Annotated in this window: 12 protein-coding genes and 1 riboswitch; of the genes, 8 read left to right on the top strand and 4 right to left on the bottom strand. The window is 42.5% G+C overall.

Annotation, left to right across the window (positions count from 1 at the left end; genetic code table 11):
• Positions 1-152: 152 nt before the first annotated feature.
• Entirely contained in the window at positions 153-632 is a 480-nt protein-coding gene (locus AACS90_RS16930) for an Hcp family type VI secretion system effector (RefSeq protein ID WP_099110873.1), read from the bottom strand.
• A gap of 302 nt (positions 633-934) precedes the next feature.
• Complete coding sequence (locus tag AACS90_RS16925; RefSeq protein WP_099123396.1) at positions 935-1,240, bottom strand: hypothetical protein; 306 nt, start codon at positions 1,238-1,240, stop codon at positions 935-937.
• 296 nt (positions 1,241-1,536) lie between these two features.
• On the opposite strand from AACS90_RS16925, the gene AACS90_RS16920 reads away from it, so the two are divergent.
• The 8 genes from AACS90_RS16920 to fbaB all read left to right on the top strand — a co-directional run bounded on the left by AACS90_RS16920 (position 1,537) and on the right by fbaB (position 14,886).
• Positions 1,537-2,745, top strand: coding sequence for an MdtA/MuxA family multidrug efflux RND transporter periplasmic adaptor subunit (locus AACS90_RS16920; RefSeq protein ID WP_099123395.1), 1,209 nt, complete (start codon positions 1,537-1,539; stop codon positions 2,743-2,745).
• Positions 2,745-5,915 carry an MdtB/MuxB family multidrug efflux RND transporter permease subunit gene (locus tag AACS90_RS16915; RefSeq protein WP_099123394.1) on the top strand — a complete coding sequence of 1,057 codons (3,171 nt, stop codon included), beginning with the start codon at positions 2,745-2,747 and terminating at the stop codon, positions 5,913-5,915. The genes AACS90_RS16920 and AACS90_RS16915 overlap by 1 nt, the downstream gene beginning before the upstream one ends.
• A complete protein-coding gene (mdtC, locus tag AACS90_RS16910; RefSeq protein WP_099123393.1) occupies positions 5,912-9,007 on the top strand; it encodes a multidrug efflux RND transporter permease subunit MdtC in 3,096 nt (1,031 codons plus the stop codon). The genes AACS90_RS16915 and mdtC overlap by 4 nt, the downstream gene beginning before the upstream one ends.
• Before the next feature lie 8 nt (positions 9,008-9,015).
• Positions 9,016-10,419, top strand: a complete 1,404-nt coding sequence (gene baeS, locus AACS90_RS16905; RefSeq protein ID WP_099123398.1) for a two-component system sensor histidine kinase BaeS — start codon at positions 9,016-9,018, stop codon at positions 10,417-10,419.
• Positions 10,419-11,117 (top strand): two-component system response regulator BaeR, encoded by a 699-nt coding sequence (gene baeR / locus AACS90_RS16900; protein WP_099110868.1) that lies wholly within the window; start codon positions 10,419-10,421, stop codon positions 11,115-11,117. Before baeS ends, baeR begins: the two co-directional genes overlap by 1 nt.
• An 85-nt stretch (positions 11,118-11,202) precedes the next feature.
• Complete coding sequence (locus AACS90_RS16895; protein ID WP_099123392.1) at positions 11,203-11,547, top strand: YegP family protein; 345 nt, start codon at positions 11,203-11,205, stop codon at positions 11,545-11,547.
• 211 nt (positions 11,548-11,758) lie between these two features.
• Positions 11,759-13,135 carry a prephenate-dependent tRNA uridine(34) hydroxylase TrhP gene (gene trhP / locus AACS90_RS16890; RefSeq protein WP_099123391.1) on the top strand — a complete coding sequence of 459 codons (1,377 nt, stop codon included), beginning with the start codon at positions 11,759-11,761 and terminating at the stop codon, positions 13,133-13,135.
• A 701-nt stretch (positions 13,136-13,836) separates the two neighbouring features.
• A complete protein-coding gene (gene fbaB / locus AACS90_RS16885; RefSeq protein ID WP_099123389.1) occupies positions 13,837-14,886 on the top strand; it encodes a class I fructose-bisphosphate aldolase in 1,050 nt (349 codons plus the stop codon).
• A gap of 73 nt (positions 14,887-14,959) precedes the next feature.
• Here fbaB and thiD read toward each other — a convergent pair whose 3' ends face one another.
• Together thiD and cspE are read right to left on the bottom strand one after the other, a co-directional pair.
• Positions 14,960-15,757 carry a bifunctional hydroxymethylpyrimidine kinase/phosphomethylpyrimidine kinase gene (gene thiD / locus AACS90_RS16880; RefSeq protein ID WP_099123397.1) on the bottom strand — a complete coding sequence of 266 codons (798 nt, stop codon included), beginning with the start codon at positions 15,755-15,757 and terminating at the stop codon, positions 14,960-14,962.
• Positions 15,758-15,844: 87 nt separating this feature from the next.
• Positions 15,845-15,937: riboswitch (TPP riboswitch) on the bottom strand.
• 142 nt (positions 15,938-16,079) lie between these two features.
• Positions 16,080-16,289 (bottom strand): transcription antiterminator/RNA stability regulator CspE, encoded by a 210-nt coding sequence (gene cspE, locus AACS90_RS16875; RefSeq protein WP_038269841.1) that lies wholly within the window; start codon positions 16,287-16,289, stop codon positions 16,080-16,082.
• Positions 16,290-17,126 lie beyond the last annotated feature (837 nt).

The raw sequence follows: 17,126 nt of genomic DNA, 5'->3' as shown, positions 1-17,126 counted from the left end.
CGCAAGGTGTTTTAACAAATCAAAAGGGGTTTTTATAGCTGCCTCATCGCTGAAAGCTCTACGGAACCCCCTGCCTAGCAGGGGGTTTTCTATATACAATAAAACGCCGATTGAATTATCGGCGTTTTGGCAGTTACTACGTTAACTCAACATCAATAGACTCTTTCGTCCCAGACACTATATCCGGATGTTCCTGCCATATGATGACGACTGATGATATCTTTATATTTAACAGAAACAATTTCTTCCGGCTGTGCTTCCGCATGGTTAATACTGTGCGGATAATTCGGTGATAACTCAATAATCGTCGCATCACGACACTCAATTGAGTAATAGAGTTCCTGAGATCCTAATTGTGAAGTACGATAAAAATCAAATTTCAGGTTCAAACTTTCATTATCTGAAATTGCCATCATTAATAACGGTGATGATTTATCCTGTGGTTTTACAAATACAATTGGACTATGGTTAACATTTTGTTCTCTGTGAATGGAATGATGAAGATTTAATACAAAAATTTCATCTTCATGACCTGCCTGATACTTATTGCCAATGGATTCAACTGAAGAGCAACCTTGTGAAATCAACCCTTGTTTGTTTCCTTGCAAGGTTAAATAGATCATATTAGCCATAATAACTTCCTGTTTTGTTTAGGTTTTAAAGAACTATCAATCGCTTTTAATATAGTCTGAAGTACCGCATCTTTTCAGGGACAATGTGATTAAAATCACGATTCCCTAAACCAAACTATATTTTCATTGTTGCTAATTCTAGCGACTCACTTTATCAGCGATCATGCGATATTATACCAACGAAAAACAAGATAGGATATGTGCATTATTTGATAATTCACTCAGTATTACTTCCGTTTTTATAAGTATCAACTGCGCTAAGAAAACTGATAACAAAATAAAATCTAACAGATTGTTATTTTTTATAATTCTATCTGAATAGACATATCGTACTCATCAAGTATTTTTATTTTATGAATATCATCTTTGTATTTATTTTTTAGTTTATTATGTAAAATTTTTGCTTTTTTACAATATTCCGCTGAACCTTCCTCTATTTCTTTTTTACGTTCTTCAGGAAGAGAATTATCCCATTCATTAGAGAAATGTTGACAAGTTTCTATACTATCTATGTACTCCTGAATATCTAGTGGGATTTCGCTTTCTGATGTAAATGAATAACCAGAAAAAAGTGAAATTATAATACCTAATATTATTGATTTTTTCATATTTCCCATCTCATTATGCGATGTTTATTGTTTTTAAATTTAACAATCATTCCTGATAAAAGATACTTTATCAGATATCGCGTATGCTAATGGATGTTTTACATGCTCTTTCGCCCTCCATAACTTCGATTTCCTCATAAAACGTTCTGCGTTATCTCATTGACACAATTTCCATATTTTCTCCATGATTGGCAATTTCTCTCCAAGTACACTAATTAAATATATATTTACACTAATTTAGCATAAGATGCATGCGTGGCTGATTACCGATGCAATATTAAGAGAATGTCGAATATATGAGCAATAAACGTCGTACCTACTTTTTTTGTTTTGCTGCATTAGTCGTTGTCATCGCAGCAATTTTCTTTGCATGGAACCATTTCAAAACATCACAAAAGTCCGGCCCACAACAGAATTTAGCAGCAGTACCACCCCGCCCTGTTCAGGCGGCTACCGCTAAAATGGAATCCGTGCCCCACTATCTGGTAGGGTTAGGAACGGTTCAGGCAGCAGATACTGTCAATGTCACCAGTCTGGTGAGCGGGCAATTAATTGCCCTGCATTTTATAGAAGGCCAACAGGTGAAAAAAGGGGATTTACTGGCAGAAATTGATCCCCGCCCTTATCAGGTCAGGCTGGCAAAAGCACAAGGCCAATATGTTAAAGATCAGGCAATGCTGGCCAATGCTGAGCAGGATTTGGCCCGCTATCAACAACTGGCAAAAAGTAAATTAATTTCTCAACAGGATCTGGATAAACAGCACGCTTTAGTTCGTCAATATAAGGCCGCCCTCAAAAGTGATCAGGCAGATATTGATGAACAAAAACTCCAATTAGCCTACAGCCGTATCACAGCCCCCATTTCAGGCCGTGTTGGTCTGAAACGGATAGATGTGGGTAACTACATCTCTTCTGGGGGAGAAAAACCAATTGTCGTCATTACGCGCGTTGATCCAATCGACGTGCTGTTTTCTCTGCCTGAAAACGATCTTAGTGCCATACTAAAGACACAGAAAAATAATACGATACCTGCCGTCATTGCCCGGGATCGCAATAACCAGCTGCAATTAGCACAAGGCAAACTACTCAGCATCGATAACCAAATTGACGTTGCAACCGGCACCATAAAAATGAAAGCCAGATTTGATAATCAGGATAACGCACTGTTTCCAAATCAATTCGTTAATATCCAAATCAAAGTCAATACGCTGGATAACGCTATAGTCATCCCTGATGCAGCATTACAGATGAGTGGCAACGGTCACTTTGTCTGGCTGGTAGGTAAAGATAATAAGGTGAAAAAACATAAAATAACCATCGGACTGCAAAATGATAATCTGGTTATTATCAACAGCGGTCTGTCCGTTGGTGATCAGGTAATAACAGACGGTATTGATCAGTTGACAGAAGGAGCGGTTGTTGAAATTGTTAAGCCTCTGCAACCAAAATCAGATAACAGCAACGATAAATCAGCTAAGTCAAACGGTAAGGTGGAGAATAGTTAATGCTTTCTGATTCTCCGGTGACAGGGGGCGGCCCATCCCGCTTGTTTATACTGCGTCCGGTAGCAACGACGCTGTTTATGATTGCAATTTTGCTTGCTGGTATTCTTGGCTATCGGATGCTGCCGGTTTCTGCATTACCACAGGTGGATTATCCGACTATTCAGATTGTTACGCTCTATCCGGGCGCCAATCCTGACGTAATGACCTCCGCCATAACAGCCCCACTGGAACGCAGATTCGGGCAAATATCCGGCCTGAAACAGATGTCATCACAAAGTTCTGGTGGAGCTTCTGTTATTACGCTGGTCTTTCAGCTTTCCCTGCCACTGGATGTTGCAGAGCAGGATGTGCAGGCTGCAATTAATTCAAGTATCAATTTGTTACCTAATGACCTGCCCTACCCTCCTATCTACAGTAAGGTGAATCCGGCTGATCCACCAATTTTAACGCTGGCCGTCACTTCTGATGCCTTACCAATGACAGAAGTGCAGGATATGGTGGAAACCCGTGTTGCTCAGCGTATTTCTCAGGTCGGTGGGGTTGGTCTAGTTACACTGGCTGGCGGGCAGCGTCCTGCTGTCCGCGTGAAGTTAAATGCGCAGGCTATAGCCGCTCAGGGGCTGGATAGCCATGCCATTAGTAATGCGATTGTCAGTGCGAATGTGAATTCACCAAAAGGCAGTTTTGATGGTCCAACGCGGTCAATTGCCTTATCTGCTAACGATCAGATGAAATCCATTGATGATTACCGTAACTTAATCGTAACCTATAAAAATGGTGCTCCGATTCGTCTGCGTGATGTTGCTACCATTGAGCGGGAAGCAGAAAATACGAAACTCGGTGCGTGGGCAAATGAAAAACCCGCCATTGTTATTAATGTTCAGCGTCAGCCGGGTGCTAATGTTATTGAAACCACGGATAACATTCGTAGCGTATTGCCAGAGCTGATAAGCAGCCTGCCTAAATCGGTTAAAGTTGACGTTCTGACGGATCGCACTGTCACGATCCGTGCTTCCGTTAAAGACGTTCAATTTGAATTATTGTTAGCGGTTGCTCTGGTTGTCATGGTGATTTACCTGTTTTTGCGTAATGCCACCGCCACCTTAATCCCAAGTATTGCCGTTCCGCTTTCACTTATCGGCACATTCGCAGTGATGTATTTCTGTGGTTTCTCCATCAATAATCTGACATTGATGGCATTGACCATTGCAACTGGCTTTGTTGTCGATGATGCCATCGTTGTCATCGAAAATATTTCCCGCTATATCGAACGGGGAGAAAAGCCTCTCGCCGCTGCCCTCAAAGGGGCCGGCGAAATCGGTTTCACTATTATTTCACTGACTTTTTCTCTGATTGCCGTTTTGATCCCGCTGTTATTTATGGGGGATATTGTAGGGCGTCTATTCCGGGAGTTTGCCATTACACTTGCGGTGGCAATTTTAATTTCAGCCGTTGTCTCACTCACCCTGACGCCAATGATGTGCGCACGAATGCTGAAAGCAGAATCAGACATTAAACATAATCGTTTTGAACAAGCCTGTGAGCACTTTTTTGAATGGATAATTGCGATATATAGCGTATGGCTGAAACGTGTCCTGAACCATCCCTGGCTGACACTCGGTGTCACACTTGGCACTCTGGCTCTGACCGCCCTGCTCTATGTCGTCATTCCAAAAGGATTTTTTCCGTCGCAGGATAATGGATTAATTCAGGGGACACTGGAAGCACCACAGTCCATTTCTTTCAGTGCCATGGCAGATAAACAGCGTCAGGTAAGCGCATTACTGCTACAAGATCCGGCGGTGGAAAATGTGACTACATTCATCGGCGTTGATGGCAGTAACCCTACGCTGAACAACGGACGTCTGCAAATTACGTTAAAATCTTTCGACCAGCGCCATGACAGAATTGAGGATATTATCCCACGCCTACAGGCCCGGATAGCCAAAGTGCCTGATATCACCTTATATCTGCAACCAATTCAGGATCTGACTATTGATACCCAGCTTTCCCGTACGCAATATCAATTTACGCTACAGGCGACTTCTCTTGATGAACTGAACATTTGGGTACCTAAGTTACAGGAAGCACTGAAAAAGCGTCCTGAACTGGTCGATATCAGCAGTGATTTGCAAAACAAGGGATTAGTCGCTCATATCAATGTAAATCGTGATATGGCCAGCAGATTAGGTATTACGATTGCTGCTATTGATAACACGCTATATAACGCCTTTGGTCAGAGGATGATCTCAACCATTTATACGCAGTCAAATCAATATCGGGTTGTACTCGCGCAGGATACAACACACTCTCCCGGCATTGATGCTCTCAATGATGTCCGGCTTTTAAGTGCAGATGGTAATATCGTACCTCTGACTGCTATCGCCACGATTGAACAGCGGCTGGGATATTTATCCATTAATCACCTGCAACAATTTCCTGCGACCACCTTTTCATTCAATGTGGCACAGGATACCTCTCTCGAAGCAGCTGTTAATGCCGTGAAGGAAACAGAACATGCTATTAACATGCCTAAAGATATCAATACACAATTTCAGGGAGCAACTCTGGCATTCCAGAATGCTCTGAGTAATACCTTATTGCTGATACTGGCTGCTGTTGTTGCCATGTACATTGTGCTCGGAATACTGTACGAAAGTTTTATTCATCCAGTAACTATCCTGTCAACACTGCCCACTGCGGGAGTCGGCGCACTACTGGCATTAATGCTGGGAGGCTATGAGCTGGATATCATTGCCATTATCGGGATTATTCTGCTGATCGGTATTGTGAAGAAGAACGCCATTATGATGATTGACTTTGCGCTGGCAGCAGAACGCGAGAAAGGTGTGTCGCCTTACGATGCTATTTTTCAGGCCTGTCTCCTGCGTTTCAGACCGATTCTGATGACAACAATGGCAGCACTGTTAGGCGCATTACCATTGATGCTCAGCAGTGGCATCGGAGCTGAACTGCGTCGTCCATTAGGTGTCAGCATGGTAGGCGGTTTGATTATGAGCCAAATCCTGACGCTGTTTACGACTCCCGTCATTTATCTGCTATTTGATAGACTGGCGCACTATTACCGAAATAGACAAAACAGAAGACATCAGGATGACAATCAAACAGCATTAGCGCGTTCTTCTACTGATCATCAGGAGCCGTTGTGAAATTTTTCGCCTTATTTATCCAGCGGCCTGTTGCAACCACATTATTAAGTGTAGCTATTACACTGTGTGGGGCATTCAGTTTTATCCTGTTGCCAGTATCCCCTCTGCCACAAATCGACGTTCCGGTGATTGGTGTTTCAGCTTATATGCCCGGTGCCTCACCGGAAACAATGGCTTCCTCTGTCGCAACCCCACTGGAGCGATCACTTGGCAGAATTGCGGGTGTTAAAGAAATGAGCTCCTCCAGCTCATTAGGCTATACCTTCATTTACCTACAATTTGAACTGAACCGGGATATCAATGGGGCTGCCCGGGATGTACAGGCTGCGATTAATGCGGCGGAAAGCCTTTTGCCTTCAGGGATGCCAAGCCGCCCAACCTACCGCAAGGCAAACCCCTCCTCTGCTCCCATTATGATCCTGACACTCACGTCAGACAGTTATAGTGGTGGGCAGTTATATGATATCGCCTCGACACGTCTTGCCCAGAAAATCTCACAGATAGAAGGTGTCGGTCAGGTCAGCGTTTCTGGCAGTTCATTGCCTGCAATAAGGGTTGAACTCAATCCCAATGCTCTGTTCAGTAAGGGAATCTCACTGGATGATGTCCGCACTGCGGTCAATAATGCCAATGTCAGAAATCCGACGGGACATGTTGAGACAAGTGAGTACAACTGGCAAATACAAACTAACGATGAAATTAAAAAAGCGGATGACTACGCTTCTATTATTGTCGATTATCGTGACGGCTCACCTGTTCGCTTAAAAGATCTTGCAACAGTCAAAGAGTCTGTAGAAGATATCCGTGCCTCAGGTATGTCCGGTAATAAACCGGCTATTGCCCTGATTATCCGGGGTGAACAAAATGCGAATATCATTGAAACCATCAATAAAATTCGTGCAGAACTCCCTACTCTACGAACCTCAATACCCGCCAATATTAAACTCACTGTTGTACAGGATCGCTCTCCCACTATCAGGGCTTCCCTGTATGAAGTGGAACGAGCGCTTGCCCTTGCCGTTGCGCTCGTTATTCTGGTTGTTTTTCTGTTCCTGCGCTCAGGGCGTGCCACTCTTATTCCAGCAATTGCCGTTCCGGTTTCACTGATTGGCACATTTACTGCGATGTATTTATGTGGTTTCAGCCTGAATAACCTTTCACTCATGGCTCTGACCATCGCGACGGGTTTTGTTGTGGATGATGCCATTGTTGTGCTGGAAAATATCTCCCGTCATCTGGAAGCCGGAATGAAACCTGCACAAGCCACACTTAAGGGTGTAAGAGAAGTAGGTTTTACCGTTCTTGCCATGAGCCTGTCTCTCGTAGCGGTTTTTATTCCTCTTCAGTTAATAGATGAAATGCTCGGCAGGCTGTTCCTTGATTTTTCGGTGACACTTGCAACAGCGATAGGCATTTCTTTGTTCGTGTCACTCACCTTAACTCCTATGATGTGTGCACACCTGCTAAAATCTTCGCCTGAAAAATCACTGAAGAAAACCCGCGGTTTCGGTAAAGTTTTTCTCAGGTTCCAGCAATATTATGGCCGCTCATTAAACTGGGTTCTTAACCACACCCGCTGGGTTTTATTGATGCTGATCGGTATTATCGTCCTGAATGGCTGGCTCTATATTAATATCCCGAAAACCTTTTTTCCCAGACAGGATACGGGTCAATTACTGGGTTTTGTCGTTGCTGATCAAAGTATTTCTTTTCAGGCCATGCAAAAGAAGATGGAACATTTTATGCAAGTCATTAATGCTGACCCGACTGTTGAAAATGTGACAGGCTTTACCGGTGGCGACAGCATGAATGTCGGCTTTATGTTTATGTCATTAAAGCCTGTGAGTGAACGCAAAGAAAGTATTGATAAAGTCATACAACGTTTACAGGATAAGTTGTCCCACGAGCCGGGGGCTTCACTGTATCTGATCCCTGTACAGGATCTCAGATCAGGTGGCGGCGGTGGTAATGCCAAATCTATTTATCAATTTAATTTACTGTCAGACGATTCCGATGCGCTTCGCAAATGGACACCTATTATCCACAAGGCATTGAAAACGTTACCCCAACTGACGGGCGTTAATTCTGATGACGACGATAAAGGTTCTGAACTGGCGATTACCTATGATCGTGATCTTATGGCCCGTCTTGGTATCAGCGTTGCTCAGGCGAATAGCCTGCTTGGAAACGCTTTCGGGCAACAACCGATTTCAACGATTTATCAGCCTCTCAATCAATATAAAGTGGTGATGGAAGTTGCTCCTGAATATAACCAGAATATCAGCGCACTGGAGAAAATCTTTGTCATTAATAAGGAAGGAAAACGTATTCCGCTCTCTTATTTTGCCAGCTGGCGGCCAGCCAATGCGCCATTAGATATTTATCATCAGGGGCTTTCGGCAGCGTCTACGATCTCTTTCGATATTGCGGAAGGCTATACGATGTCTGATGCAGTGAGTGCGATAGAAAGAACAATGACTGAACTCAGCGTTCCATCCGCTGTTCGTAGCTCTTTTGGCGGTACTGTGCAAGATTTTCAGGAAAGTCAGCGTTCACAGTTATTGGTGATCCTTGCGGCTATCATCACTGTTTATCTGGTTCTCGGAGTATTGTATGAAAGTTATATTCACCCACTGACAATCCTTTCTACCCTTCCGTCTGCCGGAATTGGCGCTTTACTGGCACTGGAACTCTTCAATACGCCATTTAGCCTGATTGCCATGATTGGCATTATGCTGCTGATTGGTATCGTAAAGAAAAATGCCATTATTATGGTGGATTTTGCTCTTGAAGCTCAGCGTAACGGGCAACTCAGTGCGCGGGAAGCCATATTTCAGGCCAGCTTATTAAGGTTCAGGCCAATCATGATGACGACTCTTTCTGCTATATTCGGCGCCTTACCTTTGGTACTGAGCAATGGTGCGGGCGCTGAGTTACGTCATCCTCTGGGTATCACGATTGTTGGTGGGCTGGTGATGAGCCAAATTCTTACGTTATATACCACCCCTGTCGTTTATCTGTCTTTTGACAGACTACGTGAGAAATGGCAACAACGCCGTTTAGCAAAATTTCAGAGAATAAAATCGTTGTGAAATTGCGGATAAAAGCCGGGATCAGCGGCAAACTGTTTCTGGCTATTTTTGCTACCTGTATGCTGGTATTAGTGACAATGCACTGGGGCATTCGCCTCAGTTTCCAGTATGGATTCATCGGTTATATTCAGCAGAACAGCCAGCTACGTGCCAGAATGCTGGCCGAAGCATTAACAGAACAATATCAGCAATATGGTAACTGGGATTTCCTGACTCAAAATGATCGGGCTATCTTTAAAATTATCCAAAATATCGAACAGAACAGTGATAACCGGCAAGAGCTGTCTCCCCGCGCCTGGCGCTCCCAGTTCTGGGTGGTTGACAGCCATATGCGCCGGTTAGTGGGTCATTCTGACAATATGTCGGAAGAAACTTACCGCGTTCCGGTAAATTATCAGAATAAAGTGGTCGGTTGGGTTATTGTCAGTACTTCGGACAAAATTACCCGTCAGGCTGATATCCGTTTTGCTCAGCAGCAACAGCTGACCAGTTGGATTATCGCTGGCTTCTCTACTATGCTGGCCCTGATTGCAACTTTCGTTTTATCCCGCATTTTCTTGAAACCCGTTAAGCGGCTGGTGGAAGGCACTCATAAACTGGCTTCCGGTGATTTCAGCGTGCGTGTTGCATCATCCGATCAGGATGAAATCGGGCAACTAGCATCAGATTTTAATCACCTTGCCTGCACGCTGGAAAAGAATGAACAAATGCGCCGGGATTATATGGCAGATATCTCCCATGAATTACGCACTCCACTCTCTATTCTGCGTGGTGAGCTGGAAGCCTTACAGGATGGTGTCCGTCAGCCGACAGCGGAAACTATTCAGTCGCTACTGACAGAAGTTACCATTCTGACAAAATTAGTGGATGATTTACACTTGCTATCCCTGACGGATCGCGGTTCCCTGACTTATCGAAAAGAACGGGTTAATGTCAATGAGCTCCTGCAAATCGCTGCCGCTGCCTATCGTGGAGGTTTTGCCGATAAACAAATTTCACTGGAGTTATATTTACCGCAAAACACAGTAGTATTTGCAGACCCTAAGCGATTAACTCAACTATTCCATAATTTGCTGGAAAATAGCCTTCGCTATACTTCTGATCACGGAACAGTGCTTATCCACGGATATGTGAACCAGCAAAAATGGGTTTTAAACTGGCAAGATAGTGCTCCCGGTCTTACTTCTGAACAATGTCAGCGTATTTTTGAACGTTTCTACCGTTGCGAATCTTCCCGCAATCGAGCCAGTGGTGGCTCTGGTTTAGGTCTGGCAATCTGCTACAACATTATTGAAGCGCACAATGGTCTTATTTACGCTGAAATATCACCTTTAGGTGGTATTCAGATTCACATAGAATTACCCTTGTTCAAATTTCCTGAACAGAAGACGCCAAATAAGATATTGAAATAATGAGTGCACAATATACCGTTCTGATCGTTGAAGATGAACCTAAACTGGGACAGTTACTGGTTGATTATCTACAAACTGCCAATTATCAAACACAATGGTTGGTGCGCGGTGATGAGGTGGTTGCTCATGTCCAGCAACACCAGCCTGATATTATTCTGCTCGACCTGATGTTACCCGGACTTGACGGGTTATCTGTCTGTCGGGAAATCCGCAAATTTTCAGATATCCCCATTGTGATGATGACGGCTAAAACTGAAGAAATTGATCGCCTGCTGGGGCTGGAAATTGGTGCGGATGATTATGTCTGTAAGCCTTATAGCCCGCGCGAAGTCATTGCCAGAGTGAAAACTATTTTACGCCGCTGCTATCGTCCGCAGGATATCGTCAGCGAACAGGGAGCCCTGACGATTGATGAAAACCATTTTCAGGCTCGCTATCTTGAACGGGTGCTAGATCTGACTCCGGTTGAATTCCGGTTACTTAAAATCATATCCAGTCAGCCGGGGCGTGTTTTTTCCCGTGATCAACTGTTGAATAATCTCTATAACGATCATCGTATTGTGAATGATCGGACAATTGATAGCCATATAAAAAATCTACGCAGAAAATTAGAACAGCTGGATGAAGATAAATCTTTCATTCGCTCAATTTACGGACTGGGATATCGCTGGGAAGCAGAAATTTGCCGTCTGATGTAAGTTACCTACTGTTATTAAAAAAATTCACCTGCATAAATTTCAGGCTAAACTTAATCTGATAATTACCCAATCAGGAGAATTTCTTATGGCTATTGGTCACTATGATCTTAAGAAAGCGAAGAACGGGCAATTTTACTTCAATCTGGTAACAGCAAACGGTGATATTATTCTCAGCAGTGAGATGTACACCACTAAGGCTGCCGCCAATAAAGGTATTCACTCGGTGCAAATCAACTCTCCGGACAAAACCCGTCATGAAGTGAGGAAAAATAAATCTGGCAAAACATATTTTGTCCTGAAAGCCAGAAATCACCAGATTATTGGTATTAGTGAATCTTATGGTGATGAAACAACAATGAAAAAGGGAATGCAGTCTGTGATGAAAACCGGGGTAACAGATAAAATACGGGACTTAACCAAAGGAAGTTAGTTGTAGCTCGTTAACAGCGCCGCCTCCGCGGCGCGTTTTTATCAGCATATCCATTCACCATATCTATTTCCTCTCTATCTATGATATGTACCTTGCAAGACGATCTTGAAAGATAAAAGGTATAAGCGCTAAAATCCCCCCCTTTAACCTTACCCTTAGTAATGATATAGGGTAAGGTCTGATTTGAACTCAGACTGAGAACGCTAATAATATGTTTACTCCAGAATTACTTTCACCCGCCGGCTCCCTGAAAAACATGCGTTATGCCTTTGCTTATGGCGCAGATGCTATCTATGCCGGGCAGCCCCGTTACAGCCTGCGTGTTCGTAACAACGAATTTAACCATGAAACACTGGCTCAGGGGATTAAAGAAGCCCATGAATTAGGCAAACGTTTTTATGTCGTTGTCAATATTGCCCCACACAATGCAAAACTGAAAACCTTTATCCGCGACTTGAAGCCTGTGGTTGAAATGGGGCCAGATGCACTAATTATGTCCGATCCCGGTTTAATTATGATGGTGAGAGAAGCCTTTCCCGAAATGGATATCCATCTTTCCGTACAGGCAAACGCAGTTAACTGGGCAACGGTGAAATTCTGGAAACAAATGGGCTTAACGCGGGTGATTCTCTCACGTGAGCTTTCACTGGAAGAAATTGCAGAAATCCGCCAGCAGGTGCCTGAAATGGAGCTGGAAGTTTTCGTACATGGCGCACTTTGCATGGCTTATTCAGGCCGCTGTTTACTATCGGGCTATATCAATAAACGCGATCCTAATCAGGGAACCTGCACGAATGCCTGCCGCTGGGAATATAATGTGCAGGAAGGCAAAGAAGACGATACAGGCAATATCGTTCATACCCATGACCCTATTCCGGTTAAAAATATTGAGCCGACACTAGGACAGGGAAATCCGACGGATAAGGTATTCATGATAGAAGAAGCCAAACGTCCGGGTGAATATATGAGCGCATTCGAAGATGAACATGGCACTTATATCATGAACTCCAAAGATTTGCGGGCAGTGGAGCATGTAGATCGGCTGACTGGCATGGGTGTACATTCGCTGAAAATAGAAGGTCGCACTAAATCTTTCTACTATTGTGCCCGTACAGCTCAGGTATACCGCCGTGCCATCGATGATGCCGTTGCCGGTAAACCGTTTGATCCAACATTAATGAGCACTCTGGAAGGATTAGCTCATCGTGGTTATACCGAAGGCTTTTTGCGTCGCCATACTCACGATTCCTATCAAACCTATGAATATGGTTATTCAGTATCAGAGACGCAACAATTTGTCGGAGAATTTACCGGCAATCGAATCAACGGGCTGGCTGAAGTAGCAGTAAAAAATAAATTCCTCGTTGGTGACAATCTTGAAATTATGACGCCAGCAGGCAATATCAACTTTGTACTGGCATCAATGACAAACAAAAAAAATCAGGCTGTTGAAGTTGCTCCGGGTGACGGTCATATTGTTTACTTGCCTGTTCCTGAAGAAATTGAACTGAATTACGCGCTGCTGATCCGTAATCTAAAAGCGGGTAATACCCGAGCACCACATACAAATACAGTTCCTAAAAAATAATTCAGTATGAATTTTACAGAAATAGTTCCATTTTTTTAGAAACAGATCACATCAATACTATTTTATTTCTCGTATCATCCATTCTGAAAAATGAAGAACTAAAAAAGTTTCACTGTAAGACTAGGAACCACCTCCTTGGCTAGCTCAATCTCCCTTGGGCTAGCCTTTTCTTTTCCTGAAAATTTTAAAATTCGAAAAATCATCTGTAATATCAGCAAGAAAAAATCATTAACTGAATTACTAGTTATTGAGTTTATCCAGTCAATAATAATTATCTCACTACCCATTACAAAATTAATTGTAAATGAAAAAATCGGTTTGAATAAATATTACTCATATTTATTCAACATCCTGAAGGAATTTTTAGAAAAACACCTCGAGATAGTTATTTCCAACAGAGTCGATTGATATTATCTCACTATACACATGCATGACAGGAGTGAAATAATTAAATTTTAATAAACATAACATTAACTATGAAAAATATACCTAATGGATCCAAGTTACATCGCAGCAGCAAGGGAATGAATCCAGACCACTATGTAACTGGAAATGAGTAAAGCCAACAAAGAGGTAATGTGAAAGACGACGGGTATAATCTCAACTGAAGCGATCCACTACATCTTCCCTTCCTGCTCACCTTGTACTCCGTGCAAATATAAACAACAATCAGTAGCGCCTTTTGCAAACTGGAGTTAAACATGACTGATATCGTGAAGTTGTTAGGAAAAGACGCAGAAAGTTTATTGCAACATCAATGTTCCACTATTCCACGTGAAAATCTCTACATTCCGGGTGCAGATTTTGTTGATCGTGTAATGATCGAAAATAATCGGCCAAACGCAGTATTGCGCTCGATGCAAACTTTATTTAATCATGGGCGTCTGGCAGGAACTGGTTATCTTTCGATTCTGCCGGTTGATCAGGGCGTTGAACATTCAGCCAGTGCCTCTTTTGCAGCAAACCCGCTCTATTTTGACCCTAAAAATATTGTTGAATTAGCGATTGAAGCAGGATGTAACTGCGTTGCTTCAACTTATGGTGTTCTGGCATCTGTTTCCCGCCGCTATGCCCATAAAATTCCGTTTCTGGTGAAACTAAATCACAATGAAACTCTGACTTACCCCGCCGAATATGATCAGACTTTATATGCCAGTGTTGAACAGGCATTCAATATGGGTGCAGTTGCAGTTGGTGCGACGATTTATTATGGTTCTCATGAGTCACGCCGCCAGATAGAAGAAATTTCTGCTGCTTTCGAACGTGCCCATGAATTAGGAATGGTCACTGTACTGTGGGCATATTTACGTAATTCTGCCTTCAAAAAAGATGGCATTGATTACCATACAAGTGCCGATTTAACCGGTCAGGCAAACCATCTGGCAGCCACTATCGGCGCGGATATCGTTAAACAAAAAATGGCGGAAACTAATGGCGGTTACACTGCAATTGGTTTCGGGCATACAGATAAACGCGTCTATACTGAATTAACAACAGAGCACCCTATCGATTTAGTTCGTTATCAGTTGGCTAACTGTTACATGGGACGTGCCGGCCTAATCAACTCCGGTGGAGCTTCTGGTGCCAATGATTTGAATGATTCAGTCCGTACAGCGGTCATCAATAAACGCGCTGGAGGCATGGGGTTGATTCTTGGGCGTAAGGCATTTAAGAAGTCAATGAAAGAAGGCGTTGCCCTGATCCACTCAGTACAGGATGTCTACCTCGACAAAAATGTCACTATAGCCTGATAAAATCAGACTAATTCATTGAATAATAAATTAGATATGGGGATAGATATATCCCCATTTTCACGGTCAGTAACTACCACCATTGATGGAAATGATGTACCGGCCCTATCCCTTTTCCCACGTCTAATTTATCTGCCTGCACTAAGGCATTCTGTAAATAGGCTTTTGCAACTGGCACTGTGCTCTGCCAATCTTCATAACGTGGTCGTAATGCAGCAAGAGCCGCCGACAAAGTACAACCCGTGCCATGTGTATTGTGGGTATTAACTCTGGAAGCAGTAAAACGCCATTCTCCTTCAGGCGTAAACAACCAGTCAGGACTTTCTCCGTCGGTTAGGTGCCCTCCTTTCAACAAAACTGCCTGACAACCCATTGATAATAATTTTCGCCCTTGTTGCAACATTTCATCTTCTGTTTCCGCAGAAGAACATTTCAATAACGCTGCCGCTTCAGGTAAGTTAGGAGTAATTAAGGAAACAACAGGTAGTAGTAACTCTGTCATGGCTGTGGCCGCTTCTTCCGATAGTAACGGATCTCCGCTCTTTGCCAGCATCACTGTATCCAGCACAGTATAAGGAACTGGGTAACGATGCAGCATTTCCGCGACAACTTTTACATTAGCAACATTCGATAACATGCCAATTTTAATACTGTCTATCCTGACATCTGAAAGCACAGACTCAAGTTGAGCAGCAAGAAAACTGGGGTCAATATCGTAAACTGCCTGAACTCCGGTGGTATTTTGCGCAACGAGAGCGGTAATTACGGTTGTGCCATAAACGCCAAGTGCAGAAAAGGTTTTCAAATCGGCTTGAATGCCGGCACCACCGCTAGGATCAGTTCCTGCAATGGTCAATGAATGAATTGACATGATGATGATTCCTGCGACCAGCTCAGGAACAGCGGCAATCAGAATACCCATTCTCTTTCAAGTTGCCTTTTCAAGATCTATCGGATATGGGATATACCGAGACTTCCCTACGCTGGCATTATCCAGATCAGGTAATACGGGTACTTCTCAGTTCACTTAAGAACGCCCCGAGCCAAAATAAAAATCACTCTATTAGTATCCCAATAGAGTGATATTTGCAATATGTTATCGTCAAATAATGAAACAGATTAACGATATATATTCAGCTGGTCATGAAGATACCAGCAAAAATAAATTTATTACTTTTTATTACTTTTTATTACTATAAAGTTGTAACGTTTGCAGCAGCTGGCCCTTTAGGACCATCCTGAATTTCAAACTCAACTTGTTGGCCTTCAGACAATGTTTTAAATCCATCTTTCATAATTGCAGAAAAATGTACAAATACATCTTTGCTGCCATCAGCTGGAGTAATAAAACCAAAACCTTTAGACTCGTTGAACCACTTCACAGTACCAGTGATTTTTGCCATTTCAAAAATTTCCTTTGAATCACTTTATTAGCCGATTGGCATTAAAAAGAAACGAACCCGTATTCATTGCTGCTATTCATTAACAGAAACAGTACTTCGTTTACCCATGTGTTTTATCACATACTCTTTATATAATCGCAAGCCATTTTTTTCAGCGGCACGAGCTAAAGCACATATTTCAAATTATTAATATCTGCTTTTTATTTAACATCAACCAGAAGTATTTATATTACATAATACCATGAATTAAAAAGGAAATAGAATTTTAACCCTAGGAAAGTATTTTGATTTTTTTGATATATAATTCTGTTTATCACGCTTATTAAGAGATACAGCAGAGAGTTATAACTTTTAAACTTTATTGAAGAAGCAATAAAAGAATGGAGTATATTTATTAACACCTGAGAGTGTAATATGACTGCTCCAAATTCAGCTGGTTTATATTTTGTATATCCTTTATTAAAGATTGTTCAGTTGAATTCCATTTTATTCAATTTATAGACGTCCTTTATTATCTAAATAAGTCAGAAGCTGACATCATGTTTATAGCCCAGGAAGAACTGAGCTTTAAGCAGCCTATTACACGGATATTAGTTCAGTGCAAACATCTTATGGAGAAAACGGATAACATTCATTTTATATGCAATTTTTGCAGTTTAAATTTTCACATAGTTTTCTCACGTAATAAAATTTTGTTATCAGGGATTAATAAAATTAGATTCATTATAAATAAGTATCCCCCGGCATAGCCGGGGGTTTTTCATATGCGCCTATAAGGCTCTCTTACCTGCCGCGCCCTAACAGGCGCATCGCAATCTGACATTTGCATTCTAGTGA

The organism is Xenorhabdus sp. KK7.4 (genome assembly GCF_963876465.1).
In the GTDB taxonomy this organism is placed as follows: Bacteria; Pseudomonadota; Gammaproteobacteria; order Enterobacterales; family Enterobacteriaceae; genus Xenorhabdus; species Xenorhabdus stockiae.
The sequence above is the reverse complement of the archived record's forward strand: the minus strand, read 5'-3'. Positions and strand labels throughout refer to the sequence as shown.